A 14,652-nucleotide genomic window follows, 5' to 3' on the forward strand; every position below is an offset into this window, starting at 1 on the left:
GGGAACGCAAACGCCAGTATATCGTTATTTCTTCCCATAATCCGGGATTAGGCCGACGGCATCGATTCCCGCAATCGCGCAACTTTCGTCGAGATCGGACAAGTCGCCGCTGATTCCGACCGCGCCAACGATCCGATTGTCCGCCGAGCGGATCAGCACACCGCCTGGCACCGGCATGAGCCGGCCATCCGCCACTTCGGTCAAGGCCGTCATGAAATGGGGACGTTCTTTCGCCATTTTACCCAATTCGCGCGAGGATACGCCCATCCCTATGGCTCCCCAGGCTTTGGCCAAGGCGATGGAACCTCGCATGAAAGATGCGCCGTCCTGCCGCTGCATCGTCTTCAAGTGACCGCCTTCGTCCAAAACGGCCACTGCCAGCGGTGCCAATCCTAAGTCCCGCGCTTTTCTGAATGCGCCGTCGATAATGGCATTGGCGATATCGAGTGTCAGAGTGCTCATGGGTTTTCCTTGTTGTATCAAATAAACGCCGGATCTTGGTAATGCCGAGGAGCGGTTGCCGTTCCGCGTCGCCCTCGTCAGAACAATTTTATCCGTCTTTTCCGACATGTCATTCCGCGCGGGATATGTTCGCTCCCTTCGACTCCCATGAAATGGCATCAGTCATCCCGTCGCAGAATTCGGGCAAGTACGAAATCTGACCTACTTGCTTAAGCCGCGGGTCCCCCCGGCATCATTCCGCAGGGTTTCAATACTGCCTGCCAGGCGCGGGTGTGGCGTTGCAGTGCGGCGTTGAAGCGATGCCACAGGCCTTGCTCGGTTGCCGGGTCGAGCGTCGCGGCGTAATAGCTGTCGAATGCTGGCGGGATTTCGGCCCTTTGGCTTTCTTTCAAATGCCTCACGCTTTCGATCAATGGCGATGCGGTTTGATGAAGCCGGCTGATGTAGGATTGCACTTCGCCGGCGTAAAACTTGACGAATACATTGAACAGATACTCGGCCCGCCGGGTTTTTTTGCCCATGGGACACATTCGCCCGGTCGATGCGGTTTGTTCCAGAAGCAGCCCGACCCGGTCCAGATAAAACCCGCTAAGGCTCAGGGCGCGTACGATTTTGCCGCCGGTCTTATCGGTTTGAAGTTCGAAATAGTGCTGTTCGAATTCGCTTGGAGGTATCGAAGGCGCTTCCTCGAGTTTCGCGCCCAGCGAAGCGAGATACCGAATCGGCCTTTCGAAGCGGGCCACGGAAATCTTTTCGCTCCGCAGAAGCGGGGCGGTTGCCGTATCCATGAAGACGCGGAATTCCTTGGCCGCGAAGGTCGCGTTCCAGAATGCCTTGGGTAAATTGTCGGCTTTCGCTTGCCGGAGGGACTCTATCTTGCGGCCGAATTCCGGGTCTTCGCCCGGTCCTCCAAGTCTCGCTTCGCACTCGGAGAGTTTCCGAAACAGATTCAGCTCGTAAAGGAAGCGGCCGCTTTCCCGCTGTACTCGTCCGAGAGAGCTGTTCCGCGCGCTGATTTCGCCGACCAGCCCGCATCGGGTCATTTCGAGATAAGTGATGACGCCGATTCGGATATCATCGATCGGGAGCACGATGTCCCGTAGCCGCGGATAAGGCGGCACGGCGGGCGGTGCAATAGCTTCGTCGATGTCGACCTCGGTCACGTTCGCGAGGCGGTCGAGGTAATTCTCGAACATGGCTTCCGGCGAATCGCCGGAGCAGCCGGGCAATCCCAGTGCGAGAACGATGACGAAAAAACCGATGAAAGATGCTCTAAGACTACGCGCGGGGTTCGATTTCACGGCGCCCGAGCCGACGATGATCTCCATATAAATAAGGCATCAAAGTAGTGAAACAAGTTCTCCTGAAATCGGGGGCGTGGCTCAATCGCCGGAGCGTGCGCTTTATCATGATGCTGGCGGTCTTGACCTTCATTTTCGCCAAGATAGACCGCTCCGCGCTGATAACTCAACTCAGCCGCTTCGATCCCGCCATGGGTGTCGCGATCGTCGGAATCTTCCTGCTCTCGATAGCCGTGTTTGCGCTGCGCTGGTGGTATATCAGCCGTGCCTTGGGAATCTGTGCGCCTTTCAAGGACTTCATCCGTGTCCTCTGGATCAGCCAAAGCGTCAGCGAGTGCGGACCGCCGCTGGTGGTCGGCGAACTCGCGCGGTTTCAATTGATGCGGGGCAGCGCCGAAACCTGGCAGCTCATTATCGGCCAGGTCATAGACCGGTTCTCCGGCAAGATCGTCCTGCTCCTCATGGTGCTTGGATTGACGCCGGTTTACCTGGGGTTGTACAGCGAATTTCCCGGATTTCAGATCGGCTTGTTCGCCCTGATCCTGATCGCTGCGGTGAGCGTCGCCGTGCTCGTCTTCCGAAGATTCTGGCCGATGGCGCAGCTGCATGCCGGCGTCGTGCTCGCCATTTGCAATCCGCTGCGCTCGCCTCGACACTACGGGTTGTCCGTGCTGATCCAGCTACTGCTGGCCGCGAACTTCGCCTTGGCGGCCGTCGGGCTCGGCATTTCCGGCGACGCTCTGACTGTGCTCATGCTCGGGCCGCTGTTATTGCTGGGCGTCAGTTCGCTGCCGGGGCTGGTTTCCGACTGGGGCAAGCGGGAGGCGGCCGCGGTGTTCTTGCTCGCTCCCGCCGGATTGACGCCCGAGCAAAGCCTCGCCGTATCCCTGATCTTCGGTGCCCTGCATCTATTGACGGCCTTGCCGGGAGCACTCTTGCTTCTGCTGGTGCGGCGTCGGGAGACGGTTTCCGTTACCGAGTAGGAGCCTATCCCAGTAGGTGCCCAAAACCCTTCGACAGGCCTGTCCTGAGCTAAGTCGAAGGGCTCAGGGCGAACGGCCTACTGGGATAGGCTCTAAATAGCGCGCTCAAGTTCGGGAGGCATCGTTTCCCGAAGACTCCCGATCAGGAACCAATCCATGACCGCGAGACGGCGTAGTATTCACATCGGACGTCTGCGGCAAGAGAAATGTTCCAACGCTCCGGTCGGGAAGTTTTCCCGTTGCTCGGCTTTGAAACGCCTGTGATATCCTGCGGCGACTATAAGCCTGGAATTGGTTCACCCAAGGTGTTCCCTCGCCGCAACGTACTACCCGCCATCGCCGGCTGCCTGCTGGCTATCGCTTCGTCCCTGACGCCGGCTGCGCCGACTCGGCCTCCTAACGGGCCGGGGGCGACTCCGTCCGAGCCGCCTGCATCGCCGGACGCGGCGGTAGCGAAGCTTCAGACGCTTTCCGAGCTCGACCAGCGATTGAACGGTATATTGTCCGACGCCGTTTCCGCATTGAAGCAAGGGATCGAAAATGGCCCTCCTTTCCTTCTCGAAGAGCGCCGTGATCGGCTCGATAGGCTGGAAAAGCTGATCCGCGATCCTGCCGCGTCCGCGGCTGAGAAATATCGGCGCGTTCAGGAAGCCTACAGGGTCGAGCTCGACTATGCGAGGAGCGTGGAAGCTTACCGGGCTGTTCTAAAGATAGGGAACGACGAACGCCTGGTGGATTTCCTAAGCATCGGTCGCCTGGCGCTCTATTATCAAACCCTGGATGGCCACGAATCGGGCATCTGGCGCAACGATCTGCGGCGCTGGCAGCGGCTGTCCGGCGAGGAGAACGAAGCGATCGCCCGCGGGCTGCGCACGGCGCGCAAGCTGGAACCTCCGCAACTGATGGTGCTGCCGCTGCCGGGGCCCAAGTCACCGTGAGGCCGCTTTGCGTGCTCCGCGTCCTGGGAATTGCGGCCGCCTGTGCGGTGTTCGGGGTTTTTCTTCCGTCCGCCCTGGCCGCACCCGAGGCGAAAGCCGAACAGCCGGCCCCGCCGTCGGAAGTGGAGGCTGAACTGATGACGGTGCTGGCGGCCAAGGAGGAATTGTTCTTAAGCATCCGCGAGAGCGCCGCGAATCTCAAGCCCTATTATGTGCAGCAGGTTCTGGCGGGCGATCCTTCGCACCAACGGGAACTGATCGACCGGCTCGCCGATAGCCGCCATATGCCGAACGCCGACGAACTGACGCAGCTGTTCGCCAGCTTGCAGAACCAGCTCGACGCCCTGGGCAGCATCGCAAGCTTCCGGGCTCCGGTTTACGCACCGAGCGGGCAGGCAGCCGAGAAAGAAGTGCTTCGTCTGGGAGGATTCAGCTTCCTCTCCGAAGGACGTTACCTGGTTTATTCACCCGAGGTCGACCGCTTGATCGAACTGCCCAGGCAGCCGGCCCCGAACCTCCTCGATTTGGCTCGGGAGTATGCCCGCGTGGAGGCGCCGTCGCTGGCGCCGGTGGCCATCGATCCCTCGGCTGGGCAAACCTTGCAGTTGTTGGTGCAGGTTCCGACTCTGCGCGAACGCATAGCCCAGGGGGGTGTCGTCGGCTACCTGATCCTGGTGCTTGCGGGCGTTGCCTATGTGCTTGCCGCCTACCGCTTCGTCGAGCTGACGCGGATCGGGCAGCGTATCCGAAACCAGCTACAGTCGTCGCGACCCCGGCTCGACAACCCTCTGGGTCGGGTGCTCGCGCGGCTCGAACAAGCGAACACGAACGAGGAGGAGGTCCTGTACCTGACCGTGGAAGAGGCATTGACCGGCGAACAGGCACACTTGGAGCGGGCTCTGCCTTTCCTGAAATTGGTGGCCGCCATTGCGCCGATGCTGGGCTTGCTCGGCACGGTGACCGGCATGATCAAGACCTTCCAGGCGATCGCCCTGCATGGCTCGGGCGACCCGAAATTGATGTCGGGCGGGATTTCGGAGGCCTTGGTCACTACCGTGGAGGGGCTGGTTACCGCCATTCCGATCCTGCTGTTGCACAGCCTGCTGCTGGGGAAGAGCCAGACCCTCGCCGCCTTGCTCGATGCGCATGCCTCGGCCGCGCTCGCGGCTCGCCTCGAACGGCGGAATGCCCCGGCGGATGGGGATATTCCGCCGAAGAACAGGGTCTAATTTGCCCACGAAGAGGAGGCACGATGGGCGGCCGGGTTTTCGAAACTTTCTTGAGCTTTCTTCATAAATCCGAGCAGCACGTCGAAGATCTGATGGATTTGGGCGGCCCGGTGATGTGGCCGTTGCTGGCCGTCTCCCTGCTGCTGTGGACCTTGGTCTTGGAGCGCTACTGGTTCTTTCTCCGCACATTGCCCAGGTTCTTGGAGCGACGTGTGCCGCTTGTGCGTTCCCCCGCCGCGGTGATCGAGATGAAAATTGCCCTGCGCCGCCATCTGCGCCTGATCAGGACCCTTTCCGGCATTCTGCCGATGTTGGGCCTCTTGGGCACGGTGACCGGCATCATCGAAACCTTCGACCTGATCCGCGTATTCGGCAGTGCGGAAACGCGCATCGTCGCGCGAGGCGTCTCCCAGGCGCTGATCACAACACTGGCGGGCCTGGTGATGGGACTTTTCGGCGTGGGGGTCGGCTACAACCTCAACCGCCGCGCTAGGGCCTTCGAGCGCCGCTATGCCGACCGTTTGCGGCAGCCATGAGAAAACGCAGCCTGTTCACGCGCCGCACCGACGGCGGCGACGAAAGCGCCGATGCGATCAACCTGACGCCGCTCATCGATATGGTGTTCATCCTGCTGATCTTTTTTCTGGTGACGACCTCCTTTATCCGCGAATCGGCGGTGGCGGTTCAGCGTCCCAAGGCCGCAACGGCGGTGCCGCAGCAGAATGCGGCGGTGATCATCACCATCACCGCCGACGAACAAATCTGGCTGCACGATGCTTCCATCGACATACGCCTGTTGCGCGCCCGGCTCGAACAACTGGGCCTCGCCAATCCGGCCCAAGCCGCCATCATTCTGGCAGACGCCCATACCAGCACCGGCTTGCTGGTCAAAGTGATGGATCAGCTGCGCCTCGCCGGTTTCGTCAACATTTCGGTCGCGGCCAGTACGGCTCCAGACACGCCATGAAAACCTCCCTTGCCGGGATCTCGAGCCGCTCGAGATGGGTCCTGGCCGGAGCCTTCGCCGCGGCGGCGGTCATTAATCTGGCCTTGCTGTTATTGATAGGCGCCCTGATCAGTTACCGTGAGACCAGGCTGATATCGACGCCCAATCCGCAGCCGGTCGATTTCATTCGCATCATTCCGAAGACCGAGGAGTCGAAACCGGTTCCGCCGCCCGCGCCCAAGCCGATGACCGAGGTCGCGCCGGAGTCCCGGCCGTCGACCGGGCGCCCGCCATCCGGTCCCGCCAAGCCTTCCGGCAAAGCGCCGGCGCGCGGGTCCGGCCGTACCGGCGCCCCCAAGCCTCGGAAAGCGCCGGCCCCTGCGCCGGGCGTACCGGCCCCTCGGCTGGATATTCCCGAACAGGGCACGGGCGCCCCGCTTAGCCCTGTGCCGGGCTCCGACTCACGCCTTACGGCACCCCCTGGGCAATGGAATCCGGAAAAGAAGCCGACCGGAGAGGGGAATGGCTCGACCGGCGAAGGTGGTTCCGGCGCCGGGGATCTGGTCGTACTCTCCCGTGTATTGCCGGAATATCCGCCCCGAGCCCGCGCGCAAAAAATCGAGGGTTGGGTGCGGATCGAGATCGACGTCAGCCCTTCGGGTACGGTGAGCGCGGCGAGGGTGGTGGCGGCCAGCCCCGAGCGGGTATTCGACGAGGCCGCGCTCAAGGCGATCCGGCGGTGGCGCTTCAAGCCCGCCTTCAGCGAAGGCCGCGCCGTGGCCCAGCGCGCCACGCTCACGATGAAATTCAGGCTCGAGGAGCGCTGAAGGGCGATATCCCGAATGTAGGCGGTTTCACCTGCTCGTGCGATAGCTTGGATTCTCGACGCGAGTCGAACACGCGCCGGCCGATCAGCGGCGACGCGGGTACCGAAAAGAGTCCCTTACCGGATGTAGGGGGTACGGCATGTTATTGTTAATGAATAAGAAGGCTCTTATACTCGAATCCGGCATCCGATTTGAAGAACAAACGCGGATCGCTGAATCAAAATCTCTAGGGAGTCCGATGTTCCCGCCAGAAGCCAACGGAGGCAAACGATGAAAACACGCATCACAATAACAACATTCACCGCACTGTTTTTGTCCTTGGGAGCGACCGCGGCATTCGCCGAAAAAATCAAAATGCCGAAAACCAAGGTCAGCATGGAAAAATGCCTGGAGGCGGCGCTGGCCAAGAAAGACGGAGAGGTCGTCAAGCTCGAGTTCAAGAAGGAGCGTGGCGCCCCTACCTATGAATTCGAGATCGCCGGCACGGACGGCAAGGACTGGGAATACGAATGCGACGCCAACACGGGAAAAATTACCGAGGAGGAACAGGAAGTCGATAGCGCCGACGATCCGCTGTTCAAGGCCAAGATGAAGATCAGCGAAGAGGAGGCCAAGAAGATCGCCCTCGAAAAGCATCCGGGCGAGATCGTCGAGACCGAGTACGAGATCGAGTCCAACGGCGATGCGTCCTATGAATTCGACATCAAGACCGCGGACGGAAAGGAACTGAAGATGGAGGTCGATGCGGCGACCGGCAAGATCGTCGAGGACGACGAAGAAGAGATTTACCAGATCGGCAAAGAGTGACACTTTCCGATCCGACCCATCCTCGAACGGGCTCCGCGGAGCCCCTTTTTTTGCCCTCAGTACATCGAAAGCTTGAACCGGTTCTGCTTCAGGACCGGCTGCGAAGTGATTTGTCGATGGCCGAACAGGTAGCGTTCGGCGGGACAAATCGCGCGCAGGCGGATCGACTCCGCCAAGGGCGGATAGGCAATGGAAGCGGACCGATCCCAGGCCGGCCACTGTGAAAACAATTCGCGCCAGACTTCCGGCTGCCGGCGGCGCAGCATATGGATCGGATCGAAGCCGTACCAGGTGGCCGGCGGCTCGATCAAGCGGATGCCGTATACCCTCGCGAGCTGCCGCATTTCTTCCTGGCAGCGGTTCACACGATCGAACAGCACCGGCCACGCGATTCGGTGCGCCGGGAAGAAAGTCCTGCGCAACAATTCGAACTTCCAGGGATTAAGCCGTTCGACGCTTTCCAGCGGCAAGGCCATCAAGGCGATTTCGGCGCGTTGCTCGGCCAGCCGGCTCAGGCAGGCTTCGACCCAGGCGAGCAGCTGCGGAACGGTGACGCCGTAAACCAGATCGTTGCCGATATCGGTCACGGCCGCGAACGGTGGAAGACTGTCCGAACCGTGTTTCCGCAGAGCGGTCCACAGCCCGCACCGGACGATGCCGGGAAGCGTTCGGCCCAGCATCCGGCTCCAGAGCCCGTAAGATCGGCCATGCCCGAACGCCGCCAGCACGTCCAAAGGCTCCCGCAATCCCGCTCGCAGACCGTTCACGACCAAGGGAAAGGCCCGTGCGAGATTGCTCGCTCCGATCAGGATCACGGGCCGAGTCGGCTGCTTATCGACTTTGACAGTCATGTTTCTATCGCTGCGGGCACTCGGGCGATTTGGCTTGGGCATCAGTCTGAGCGGATTTGTCACGCGACGTAACACTGGACTGCGTAAAATAACCGGTTACGAATTTGACGGCATCAGCGACTTAAGTCTTTCGAACATCCGCGATGAAAAAAACAGCCTGCCTGAATGTCCTCCTGATATTTCTGATTCTCTCGACGCCCTTATCTGCTTCGGCCAAATCGAGCCGGAACCCAGGATTGGACCGGATTCGCCACATCGTGGTGATTTATCTTGAGAACCACAGCTTCGACAATCTCTACGGACTGTTTCCGGGAGCGGACGGATTGGCGAATGCGCCGGAGGAAACGATGCGGCAGACCGATCGTCAAGGCGGGGTCTACGCCACCCTGCCCAGGGTAATGAATACCGAAAAGAAGCCGCCTGTGCCCGACGAGCGCTTTCCTTCGGATTTGCCGAACCGTCCGTTCGAGATCAGCCAGTATGTTGCGATCGATCAAAAAATCGGCGATCCGCTACATCGATTTTATCAACACCAGGCCCAAATCAACGGCGGGCGCATGGATCGTTTCGCGGCCGTGTCGGATGCCGGCGGCCTGGCCATGGGGTATTACGACGGCCGCAAGCTTCCGTTGTGGGAGTACGCAGAAAAATACACGCTGGCGGATCGTTTCTTTCAGGCCGCTTTCGGCGGGTCGCTCTTGAATCATTTTTGGCTGGTCTGCGCCTGTACGCCGCATCACGACGACCCGCCGGCCGAATCGACCGTCGTCTTGAACGAGAAAGGCGAGTTGATCAAGGACGGCGTGTTTACGCCCGACGGCTATGCCGTGAACACCATTCAGACGATGCAGACGCCTCACAGTCCGAAGATCACCGATCCGCGCCGGCTTTTGCCGCCGCAAACTTTTCCCACGATCGGCGATCGCCTGTCGGAGAAAAAGATTTCATGGGCGTGGTATTCCGGCGGCTGGAATGACGCGATCGCAGGGAAAGCCGACGAAAGTTTTCAGTACCATCATCAGCCATTCGCGTATTTCGACCGCTACGCCCAGGGAACCCGCGAAAGGGCCAGGCATCTCAAGGACGAAACGGATTTATTGAAGGCCATCGAAAAAGGAAATTTGCCGGCGGTTTCCTTTTATAAGCCCATCGGAGCCCATAGCGAGCATCCCGGCTATGCCGATCTTCTGGCCGGGGAGATGCAGGCGGTGGCGGTGATCCGCAAGATCGAACAAAGCCGGCTCTGGCGGAACAGCGTGATCATCGTCACTTACGACGAATACGGCGGGTTTTGGGATCATGTCCCGCCACCTCCGGGTGACCGCTGGGGACCGGGCAACCGCGTGCCGACCATTGTCATTTCCCCGTTCGCCAAGCGCGGGTATGTCGATCACACCTTCTATGACGGCACATCGATCCTGAAATTCATCGAAACCCGGTTCGATCTGAAACCGCTGGGCGAGCGTGACGCCAAAGCCAACGACTTGCTGAATGCGCTGGATTTGTGATCGCTTAAAGTTCTATCGGCGCCGCGCCGGTGTATAGGCCGAAATAAGCTCTTGTAGATCGGCAATCCATTGCCGACACATCCGTTGCGTCGGGAAAGGATTCCCGACCTACTTGGCGACACAGATTTGTAGGTCGGCAATCCTTTGCCGACGATTCGTCGTGTCGGGAAAGGTCGCGACTAAAGCGACGTTTGCGTTGCGATTGGGAAGGGATTCCTGTTAGGCAAAGGCTAACAGGATCGAGAATGGGCTTTATTTTCGCTGCGCTAGTTCGTCCAAGCGCATTTTGGAATCCCGAACCGGTCGCAAGGCTTCCATCAGGATCTCGGCGCTGGCTTGCAGCGCCGCTTCCCGCTCCCCCAAGGCACCAATCTCGATTCTAAGCTGTTCGATCAGCCGGTCCTTTTCGTCCGCGTAGGGTTTCCCGAAGCGGATTCGAAACCATTCTCGGGCTTTCTCGAGCAAGCGCTCGAAATCCGCCTCGGTGAAAGCCTCCTCGGAAATCCAGCGTTCCATCTCGACCAGAGGATCGATCAGTTTGCATCCGAACTGCCGCTCGTAGCTCGATCTGAGGAATTCCGCGAGTTGGCGGGTCTTTTCGTCCGACCCGCGAGCGTTCGCCAGCAACTGAACGATCGTGCTGTCGGGACTTTTGATAGGCCGTTCGTAGCGTCGCTCGTAAATGGCTTCCAGCGTCGTGCAAATCTCTTTTAAATCGATTTCCGGAAATCCCTTGACTTCGAGATCCCGATAAAGCATTTGAATCGTATCGAACGGAAAAGCGCTGAACCGTTTGAGATAGGTTTCGATCTGGGATTCTATGGACTCGCGTGTCGGCGTTGGGACGAATGGCGCGTGCTCGGCCGCAGGCGCATCGTTCTCCGTGCTTGGCGGACGATCCGGGTTGCCGTCAGCGTCCGTGACCGGCGGTTCCGGTGCCTGCCGGGACAGATCGGTTTCCACCTTGTCCCAGTAGCGGCTGAAGTTCGATGCATCCCCTGTGGCCGGCAGCCGTTCCCGAATGACTTCGGCAATCTGTTTGATGGCCCAGCTCGCCGGAGAACTCGGGTGGGTCTGCGTCACCGGCGTCTGCAAGCTCACGGCATCCAGCAGAGCCTCATCGAGCGGCACATAGCCGAGATAATCGACGTTCAAGCCCAGGTAGTTCTTGATCGCGCCCCGAAAGCGGTTGAACACCTCCAGGCTGCTGGCGCGGTCTTTGGTCATGTTGACCAGCACGTGAAAATCGATCTCGGCCTCGCGGTTTTTCAGGATCTTGATCAGCGAGAAGGCGTCGGTCAGCGACGTGGGCTCCGGCGTGATCACCAGAATCGCCGTGCCCGCCGCCAGCAAGAAATCCTGCACGTTGTTTTCCACGCCGGCCGGCGTATCGATCAGGATGTAGTCGTAGCTCGAATCCAGATCGGCCAGGCCGAGAATCAGCCGGTGCCTTTGTTCCGGTTCGAGATTGGCGCACTCCGCGATGCCGGATGCGGCGGGAACGATGTGGAAATTCTCGCGGTAGCGGAGTATGACGTCGTCCAGACGCTTTCGCCCCTTCAGGCAGTCGGCGAGAGTGGCTTCGGGATGTACGCCCAGCAGCACATTGACGTTGGCGAGACCGGTATCGGCGTCGAACAGACAGGTCTTTTCCGCGTGCTCCGACAGCGCGCAGGCCAGATTGACGGCCAGATTGCTTTTGCCGACGCCGCCTTTGCCGCTGGTGATGGCGATGACACGAGCCATGAGTGAGGGGGCCTTTTGGGGTTTTCGATCTTAAAAGTGTAGCCGTGGATGAATGCCGGTGTGACGCTTTCAAATCGGTTTTCGAAACGAGTTCTATGCAAGGTGGAGCGGCGGTAGTAACCTAGTTCCGCTCCGATGGAGCCTTTTGGCGTGCTTCGGTTTGCCGCGACCCGGTCGATGACCGGAACGGATATTTTCATGGACGTTACAGGGAGTGTGACATGGCCCCTCGGTCGCTGTTTTTGCCAAGAAGGGTTTTTTTGCGATCTTTTTCCGTTCCCGGTTTTTTCGGAGGAGCGGGGCGATGAGCGGTCACGGCGCTTTCGCGTCGAACTGCTTTCGAGCGAGGCTTGCGCGCTTTGGCACCGGACAAGGGGGTATCGTCGAGGACCGCCGGGCATGCGGTCGCTCGCGCGGAAGTTCCGCCGCGGCGTTTCTACCGGAATTGGCTTGCAGGGAGGGTGAACCTAGCCGAAACATGTGTCTCCGCTTAAATCGATCGCCATCACTTTTTACGAGGTAGCAAGGCGATGGCAATCGAATTCATGAGTGAACAACAAGCTGTCGATACCGGATCCGGACCCGCGCGGCTGGACGGGGATGCCATCCTGGACTTGCGCATCCGCAACGCGCGGATCGAAAGCCTTGCGCTTCACATCTTCGAGCAGTCCCGGCTGCTCTCAGCATTTCTCGAAGGACGGGCATGTTTCGACGTGCCCGACACGCTGGCGCGCATCTGCGGGACCGGTCCCGTAGCCTATCAAATGAGCGCCGTGCAAGGCCTCGAATCGGCTTTGGACTGCCGTCCGACAGCCTGGATTCAGGCGATGCGGCGGGTGATGTGCTGCGGCGAGTGGATCGCGAGCCATTCGCTGCACATTCATTTGCTCGCCGCACCGGATTTCCTTGGGTTTTCGAGCCTCGCGGAAATGTCTCGGGATTTTCCGGACGAAGTGCGCCGCGGACTGCGTCTGCATAATCTGGGTTGCGAGTTGATCCGCCTGTTTCACGCCTCGTCTTCCCGCGCGGCGGGAGTCCGCATCGGCGGATTTCACCATGCGCCGTCCAAGGCCCAGGTCAGGCAATCGGTCGAGCGGCTGCGCGCGGCCTTGCCGGAAGCGGAGTCCTTGGTGGCTTGGACGGGCGGCATCGATCTGCCTTCCAGCGAACAAGCGTTCATCAACGTGGCCCTGCGGCATCCGGACGCGTACCCGATGTGTGGCGGCACCATCGTTTCCAGTACCGGCTTGGACATAGCCGTCGAGAGTTTCGAAAGGTATTTCCAAGTGCACCGGGATCCGCATTCCAAGACCGATTATTCATTGATCGAGGGAAGGCCTTATCTCGCGGGGCCCTTGGCGCGGCTGAACCTGAACCGGGACCTGTTGCCCGGTCCGGTGGCCGAGGCTCTGCGCAAAGCCGGCATCGCTTTTCCCAGCCGAAATATTTTCCACAGTATCGTGGCGCGAGCGGTGGAGGTGTATTTCGCCATAACCGATGCCATTCGCCTGCTGGACGGCTATGAGCCGCAGGCATCGTACGTCGAGGCTCGAACTCGTGCCGGGACCGGATTCGCCTGTACCGAAGCTCCGCAGGGCATTCTCTGGCACTGCTACGAAGTCGATGCCCAGGGTCGCGTGATGCGCGCACGGATCGTTTCTCCGGCCATGCATAACCAGGCGTGTATCGAGGAGGATCTTTTCGGAGCGCTGCAATCGTTCGGCCCGGAAAGAACCGATGAGGAATTGCGGCAGTACGGAGAGCGGGTGATCCGCAATTACGATCCGTGCATCGCCTGTTCGAGCGATTTTCTCGATCTGAATGTAGTACGATCTTGAGCCTGTTCGTTTTCGGAGCCGCTTTCCCATGCCCAACCATGTACAGCTCGTCGCGCGGCGGAGCTTTTTCCTGCTCCTGTTTCTCGTCCTGACCGGTTGTTCTTCCGCTTATTACAGGGCGGCGGAGTCGCTGGGCTTTCACAAGCGCGACATTCTCGTTCACCGCGTAGAAAAGGCCCGCGACAGCCAGGAAGAGGCCAAGACACAGTTCAAGAACGCGCTGGATCGGTTTACCGCGCTCACCGGCTTCAAGGGCGGCAGCCTGGAAGAGAAGTACCGGGAGCTCGACGCCGAATACGAGCGCAGCCGGGCCAAGGCGGACGAGGTTCGGAAACGGATCGACGACATCGAGGACGTTTCGGAAGCCTTGTTCGACGAATGGGAAAATGAACTCTCCCAATACCAGAACCCGTCGCTCAAGCGCAGCAGCCAGCAAAAGCTCACGGGGACGCGCCGGCGCTACGATCAGCTCATCGCCGCCATGAAACGCGCCGAATCCAAAATGGAGCCGGTATTGCTGACGTTCCGCGATCAGGTCCTATTCCTGAAGCACAACCTCAATGCCCAAGCCATCGCCTCGCTCCGGGGCGAACTCGACAGCCTCCAAACCGATATTTCGGCGCTCATCAAATCCATGGAAGCGTCGATCCGGGAGGCGGACGAGTTCATCAAGTCGGTCGGCGGTCCCGCCTGACAAGACATTGAGTCTGTCCAGTGGGCCGTTTGCCCTGAGCTTGTCGAAGGGCCTGTCCTGAGCGTGTCGAAGGGTTCGAGGGCCTGCTGGTACAGGGTCTTATTGATACCTGTTGCTACGTCTTCGAAGGAATCCGTTGCGTGCGTCCGACAGCAAAACCGGTTATTCCCTAAAGAACGGCCGTCCTCGGGGTGCGATAGATCTACGGTGAAAGTCGGAGAGTTTCATGGAGTGTCTTCCCATCGATAATTTGACTCAATCCGACTCTTGACTGGTATAGGATGCTGCCGACGATAGGAGGCGCATCGGTCGCGATCGATGGGTTCATGCCGGACAATCCCTGTCCGGCACCCTATGGGCGGCCTCGCCACGCTACGCTGTCCCGCTTCGCTCGCGAGTCCGGGGCAGCCCATCCCTGGCCTGCCCGCTCATCGCGTTGCGCCTCGCCCTGCCGATCTGTCACGTTGTTCAGATCGATGCGCTTCACTTTGTTCAGCACATCCTATGCCCTGAAGCTCGCAG

The 14,652-nt window shown here is 59.9% G+C and carries 14 protein-coding genes; 10 read left to right on the plus strand and 4 right to left on the minus strand.

The window, feature by feature from the left end; translation table 11 throughout:
- Window positions 1–24 precede the first annotated feature (24 nt).
- Both ACWJJK_RS00690 and ACWJJK_RS00695 read right to left on the minus strand, forming a co-directional pair.
- A complete protein-coding gene (locus ACWJJK_RS00690; protein WP_077730841.1) occupies window positions 25–462 on the minus strand; it encodes a GlcG/HbpS family heme-binding protein in 438 nt (145 codons plus the stop codon).
- Between the two features lie 209 nt (window positions 463–671).
- The gene (locus ACWJJK_RS00695; RefSeq protein ID WP_077730842.1) at window positions 672–1,790 is read right to left on the minus strand and encodes a DUF3080 family protein; all 1,119 of its coding nucleotides are present in this window, start codon (window positions 1,788–1,790) and stop codon (window positions 672–674) included.
- Window positions 1,791–1,810: 20 nt separating this feature from the next.
- Here ACWJJK_RS00695 and ACWJJK_RS00700 point away from each other — a divergent pair, with 20 nt between their 5' ends.
- The 7 genes from ACWJJK_RS00700 to ACWJJK_RS00730 all read left to right on the plus strand — a co-directional run bounded on the left by ACWJJK_RS00700 (window position 1,811) and on the right by ACWJJK_RS00730 (window position 7,493).
- Entirely contained in the window at window positions 1,811–2,746 is a 936-nt protein-coding gene (locus tag ACWJJK_RS00700; protein ID WP_454128540.1) for a lysylphosphatidylglycerol synthase transmembrane domain-containing protein, read from the plus strand.
- Window positions 2,747–2,952: 206 nt separating this feature from the next.
- A complete protein-coding gene (locus tag ACWJJK_RS00705; protein WP_156881322.1) occupies window positions 2,953–3,684 on the plus strand; it encodes a DUF3450 domain-containing protein in 732 nt (243 codons plus the stop codon).
- Window positions 3,681–4,913 (plus strand): MotA/TolQ/ExbB proton channel family protein, encoded by a 1,233-nt coding sequence (locus ACWJJK_RS00710; protein ID WP_454128541.1) that lies wholly within the window; start codon window positions 3,681–3,683, stop codon window positions 4,911–4,913. Before ACWJJK_RS00705 ends, ACWJJK_RS00710 begins: the two co-directional genes overlap by 4 nt.
- A gap of 50 nt (window positions 4,914–4,963) precedes the next feature.
- A complete protein-coding gene (locus tag ACWJJK_RS00715; protein ID WP_454128542.1) occupies window positions 4,964–5,449 on the plus strand; it encodes a MotA/TolQ/ExbB proton channel family protein in 486 nt (161 codons plus the stop codon).
- The gene (locus ACWJJK_RS00720) at window positions 5,446–5,880 is read left to right on the plus strand and encodes an ExbD/TolR family protein (protein WP_077730847.1); all 435 of its coding nucleotides are present in this window, start codon (window positions 5,446–5,448) and stop codon (window positions 5,878–5,880) included. Before ACWJJK_RS00715 ends, ACWJJK_RS00720 begins: the two co-directional genes overlap by 4 nt.
- Window positions 5,877–6,686, plus strand: coding sequence for an energy transducer TonB (locus ACWJJK_RS00725; protein WP_454128543.1), 810 nt, complete (start codon window positions 5,877–5,879; stop codon window positions 6,684–6,686). The genes ACWJJK_RS00720 and ACWJJK_RS00725 overlap by 4 nt, the downstream gene beginning before the upstream one ends.
- Window positions 6,687–6,956: 270 nt before the next feature.
- Entirely contained in the window at window positions 6,957–7,493 is a 537-nt protein-coding gene (locus tag ACWJJK_RS00730) for a PepSY domain-containing protein (RefSeq protein ID WP_156881318.1), read from the plus strand.
- 56 nt (window positions 7,494–7,549) lie between these two features.
- Here ACWJJK_RS00730 and ACWJJK_RS00735 read toward each other — a convergent pair whose 3' ends face one another.
- Window positions 7,550–8,344 (minus strand): hypothetical protein, encoded by a 795-nt coding sequence (locus tag ACWJJK_RS00735; RefSeq protein WP_156881317.1) that lies wholly within the window; start codon window positions 8,342–8,344, stop codon window positions 7,550–7,552.
- A 143-nt stretch (window positions 8,345–8,487) separates the two neighbouring features.
- On the opposite strand from ACWJJK_RS00735, the gene ACWJJK_RS00740 reads away from it, so the two are divergent.
- Entirely contained in the window at window positions 8,488–9,852 is a 1,365-nt protein-coding gene (locus ACWJJK_RS00740) for an alkaline phosphatase family protein (protein ID WP_077730851.1), read from the plus strand.
- A 252-nt stretch (window positions 9,853–10,104) separates the two neighbouring features.
- Here ACWJJK_RS00740 and ACWJJK_RS00745 read toward each other — a convergent pair whose 3' ends face one another.
- Complete coding sequence (locus ACWJJK_RS00745) at window positions 10,105–11,598, minus strand: MinD/ParA family protein (RefSeq protein ID WP_454128544.1); 1,494 nt, start codon at window positions 11,596–11,598, stop codon at window positions 10,105–10,107.
- Window positions 11,599–12,143: 545 nt separating this feature from the next.
- Here ACWJJK_RS00745 and ACWJJK_RS00750 point away from each other — a divergent pair.
- Complete coding sequence (locus ACWJJK_RS00750) at window positions 12,144–13,436, plus strand: nickel-dependent hydrogenase large subunit (protein ID WP_086133492.1); 1,293 nt, start codon at window positions 12,144–12,146, stop codon at window positions 13,434–13,436.
- 28 nt (window positions 13,437–13,464) lie between these two features.
- Entirely contained in the window at window positions 13,465–14,130 is a 666-nt protein-coding gene (locus ACWJJK_RS00755) for a DUF2959 domain-containing protein (RefSeq protein ID WP_156881642.1), read from the plus strand.
- Window positions 14,131–14,652 lie beyond the last annotated feature (522 nt).

The sequence above is a fragment of the Methylocaldum gracile genome, assembly GCF_053646815.1.

Bases quoted from the DNA above. Each gene is read 5' to 3' on its own strand.
- ACWJJK_RS00690 (WP_077730841.1), bottom strand. From the start codon at position 462: ATGAGCACTCTGACACTCGATATCGCCAATGCCATTATCGACGGCGCA.
- ACWJJK_RS00695 (WP_077730842.1), bottom strand. From the start codon at position 1,790: ATGGAGATCATCGTCGGCTCGGGCGCCGTGAAATCGAACCCCGCGCGT.
- ACWJJK_RS00705 (WP_156881322.1), top strand. From the start codon at position 2,953: ATGTTCCAACGCTCCGGTCGGGAAGTTTTCCCGTTGCTCGGCTTTGAA.
- ACWJJK_RS00720 (WP_077730847.1), top strand. From the start codon at position 5,446: ATGAGAAAACGCAGCCTGTTCACGCGCCGCACCGACGGCGGCGACGAA.
- ACWJJK_RS00725 (WP_454128543.1), top strand. From the start codon at position 5,877: ATGAAAACCTCCCTTGCCGGGATCTCGAGCCGCTCGAGATGGGTCCTG.
- ACWJJK_RS00730 (WP_156881318.1), top strand. From the start codon at position 6,957: ATGAAAACACGCATCACAATAACAACATTCACCGCACTGTTTTTGTCC.
- ACWJJK_RS00735 (WP_156881317.1), bottom strand. From the start codon at position 8,344: ATGACTGTCAAAGTCGATAAGCAGCCGACTCGGCCCGTGATCCTGATC.
- ACWJJK_RS00740 (WP_077730851.1), top strand. From the start codon at position 8,488: ATGAAAAAAACAGCCTGCCTGAATGTCCTCCTGATATTTCTGATTCTC.
- ACWJJK_RS00745 (WP_454128544.1), bottom strand. From the start codon at position 11,598: ATGGCTCGTGTCATCGCCATCACCAGCGGCAAAGGCGGCGTCGGCAAA.
- ACWJJK_RS00750 (WP_086133492.1), top strand. From the start codon at position 12,144: ATGAGTGAACAACAAGCTGTCGATACCGGATCCGGACCCGCGCGGCTG.
- ACWJJK_RS00755 (WP_156881642.1), top strand. From the start codon at position 13,465: ATGCCCAACCATGTACAGCTCGTCGCGCGGCGGAGCTTTTTCCTGCTC.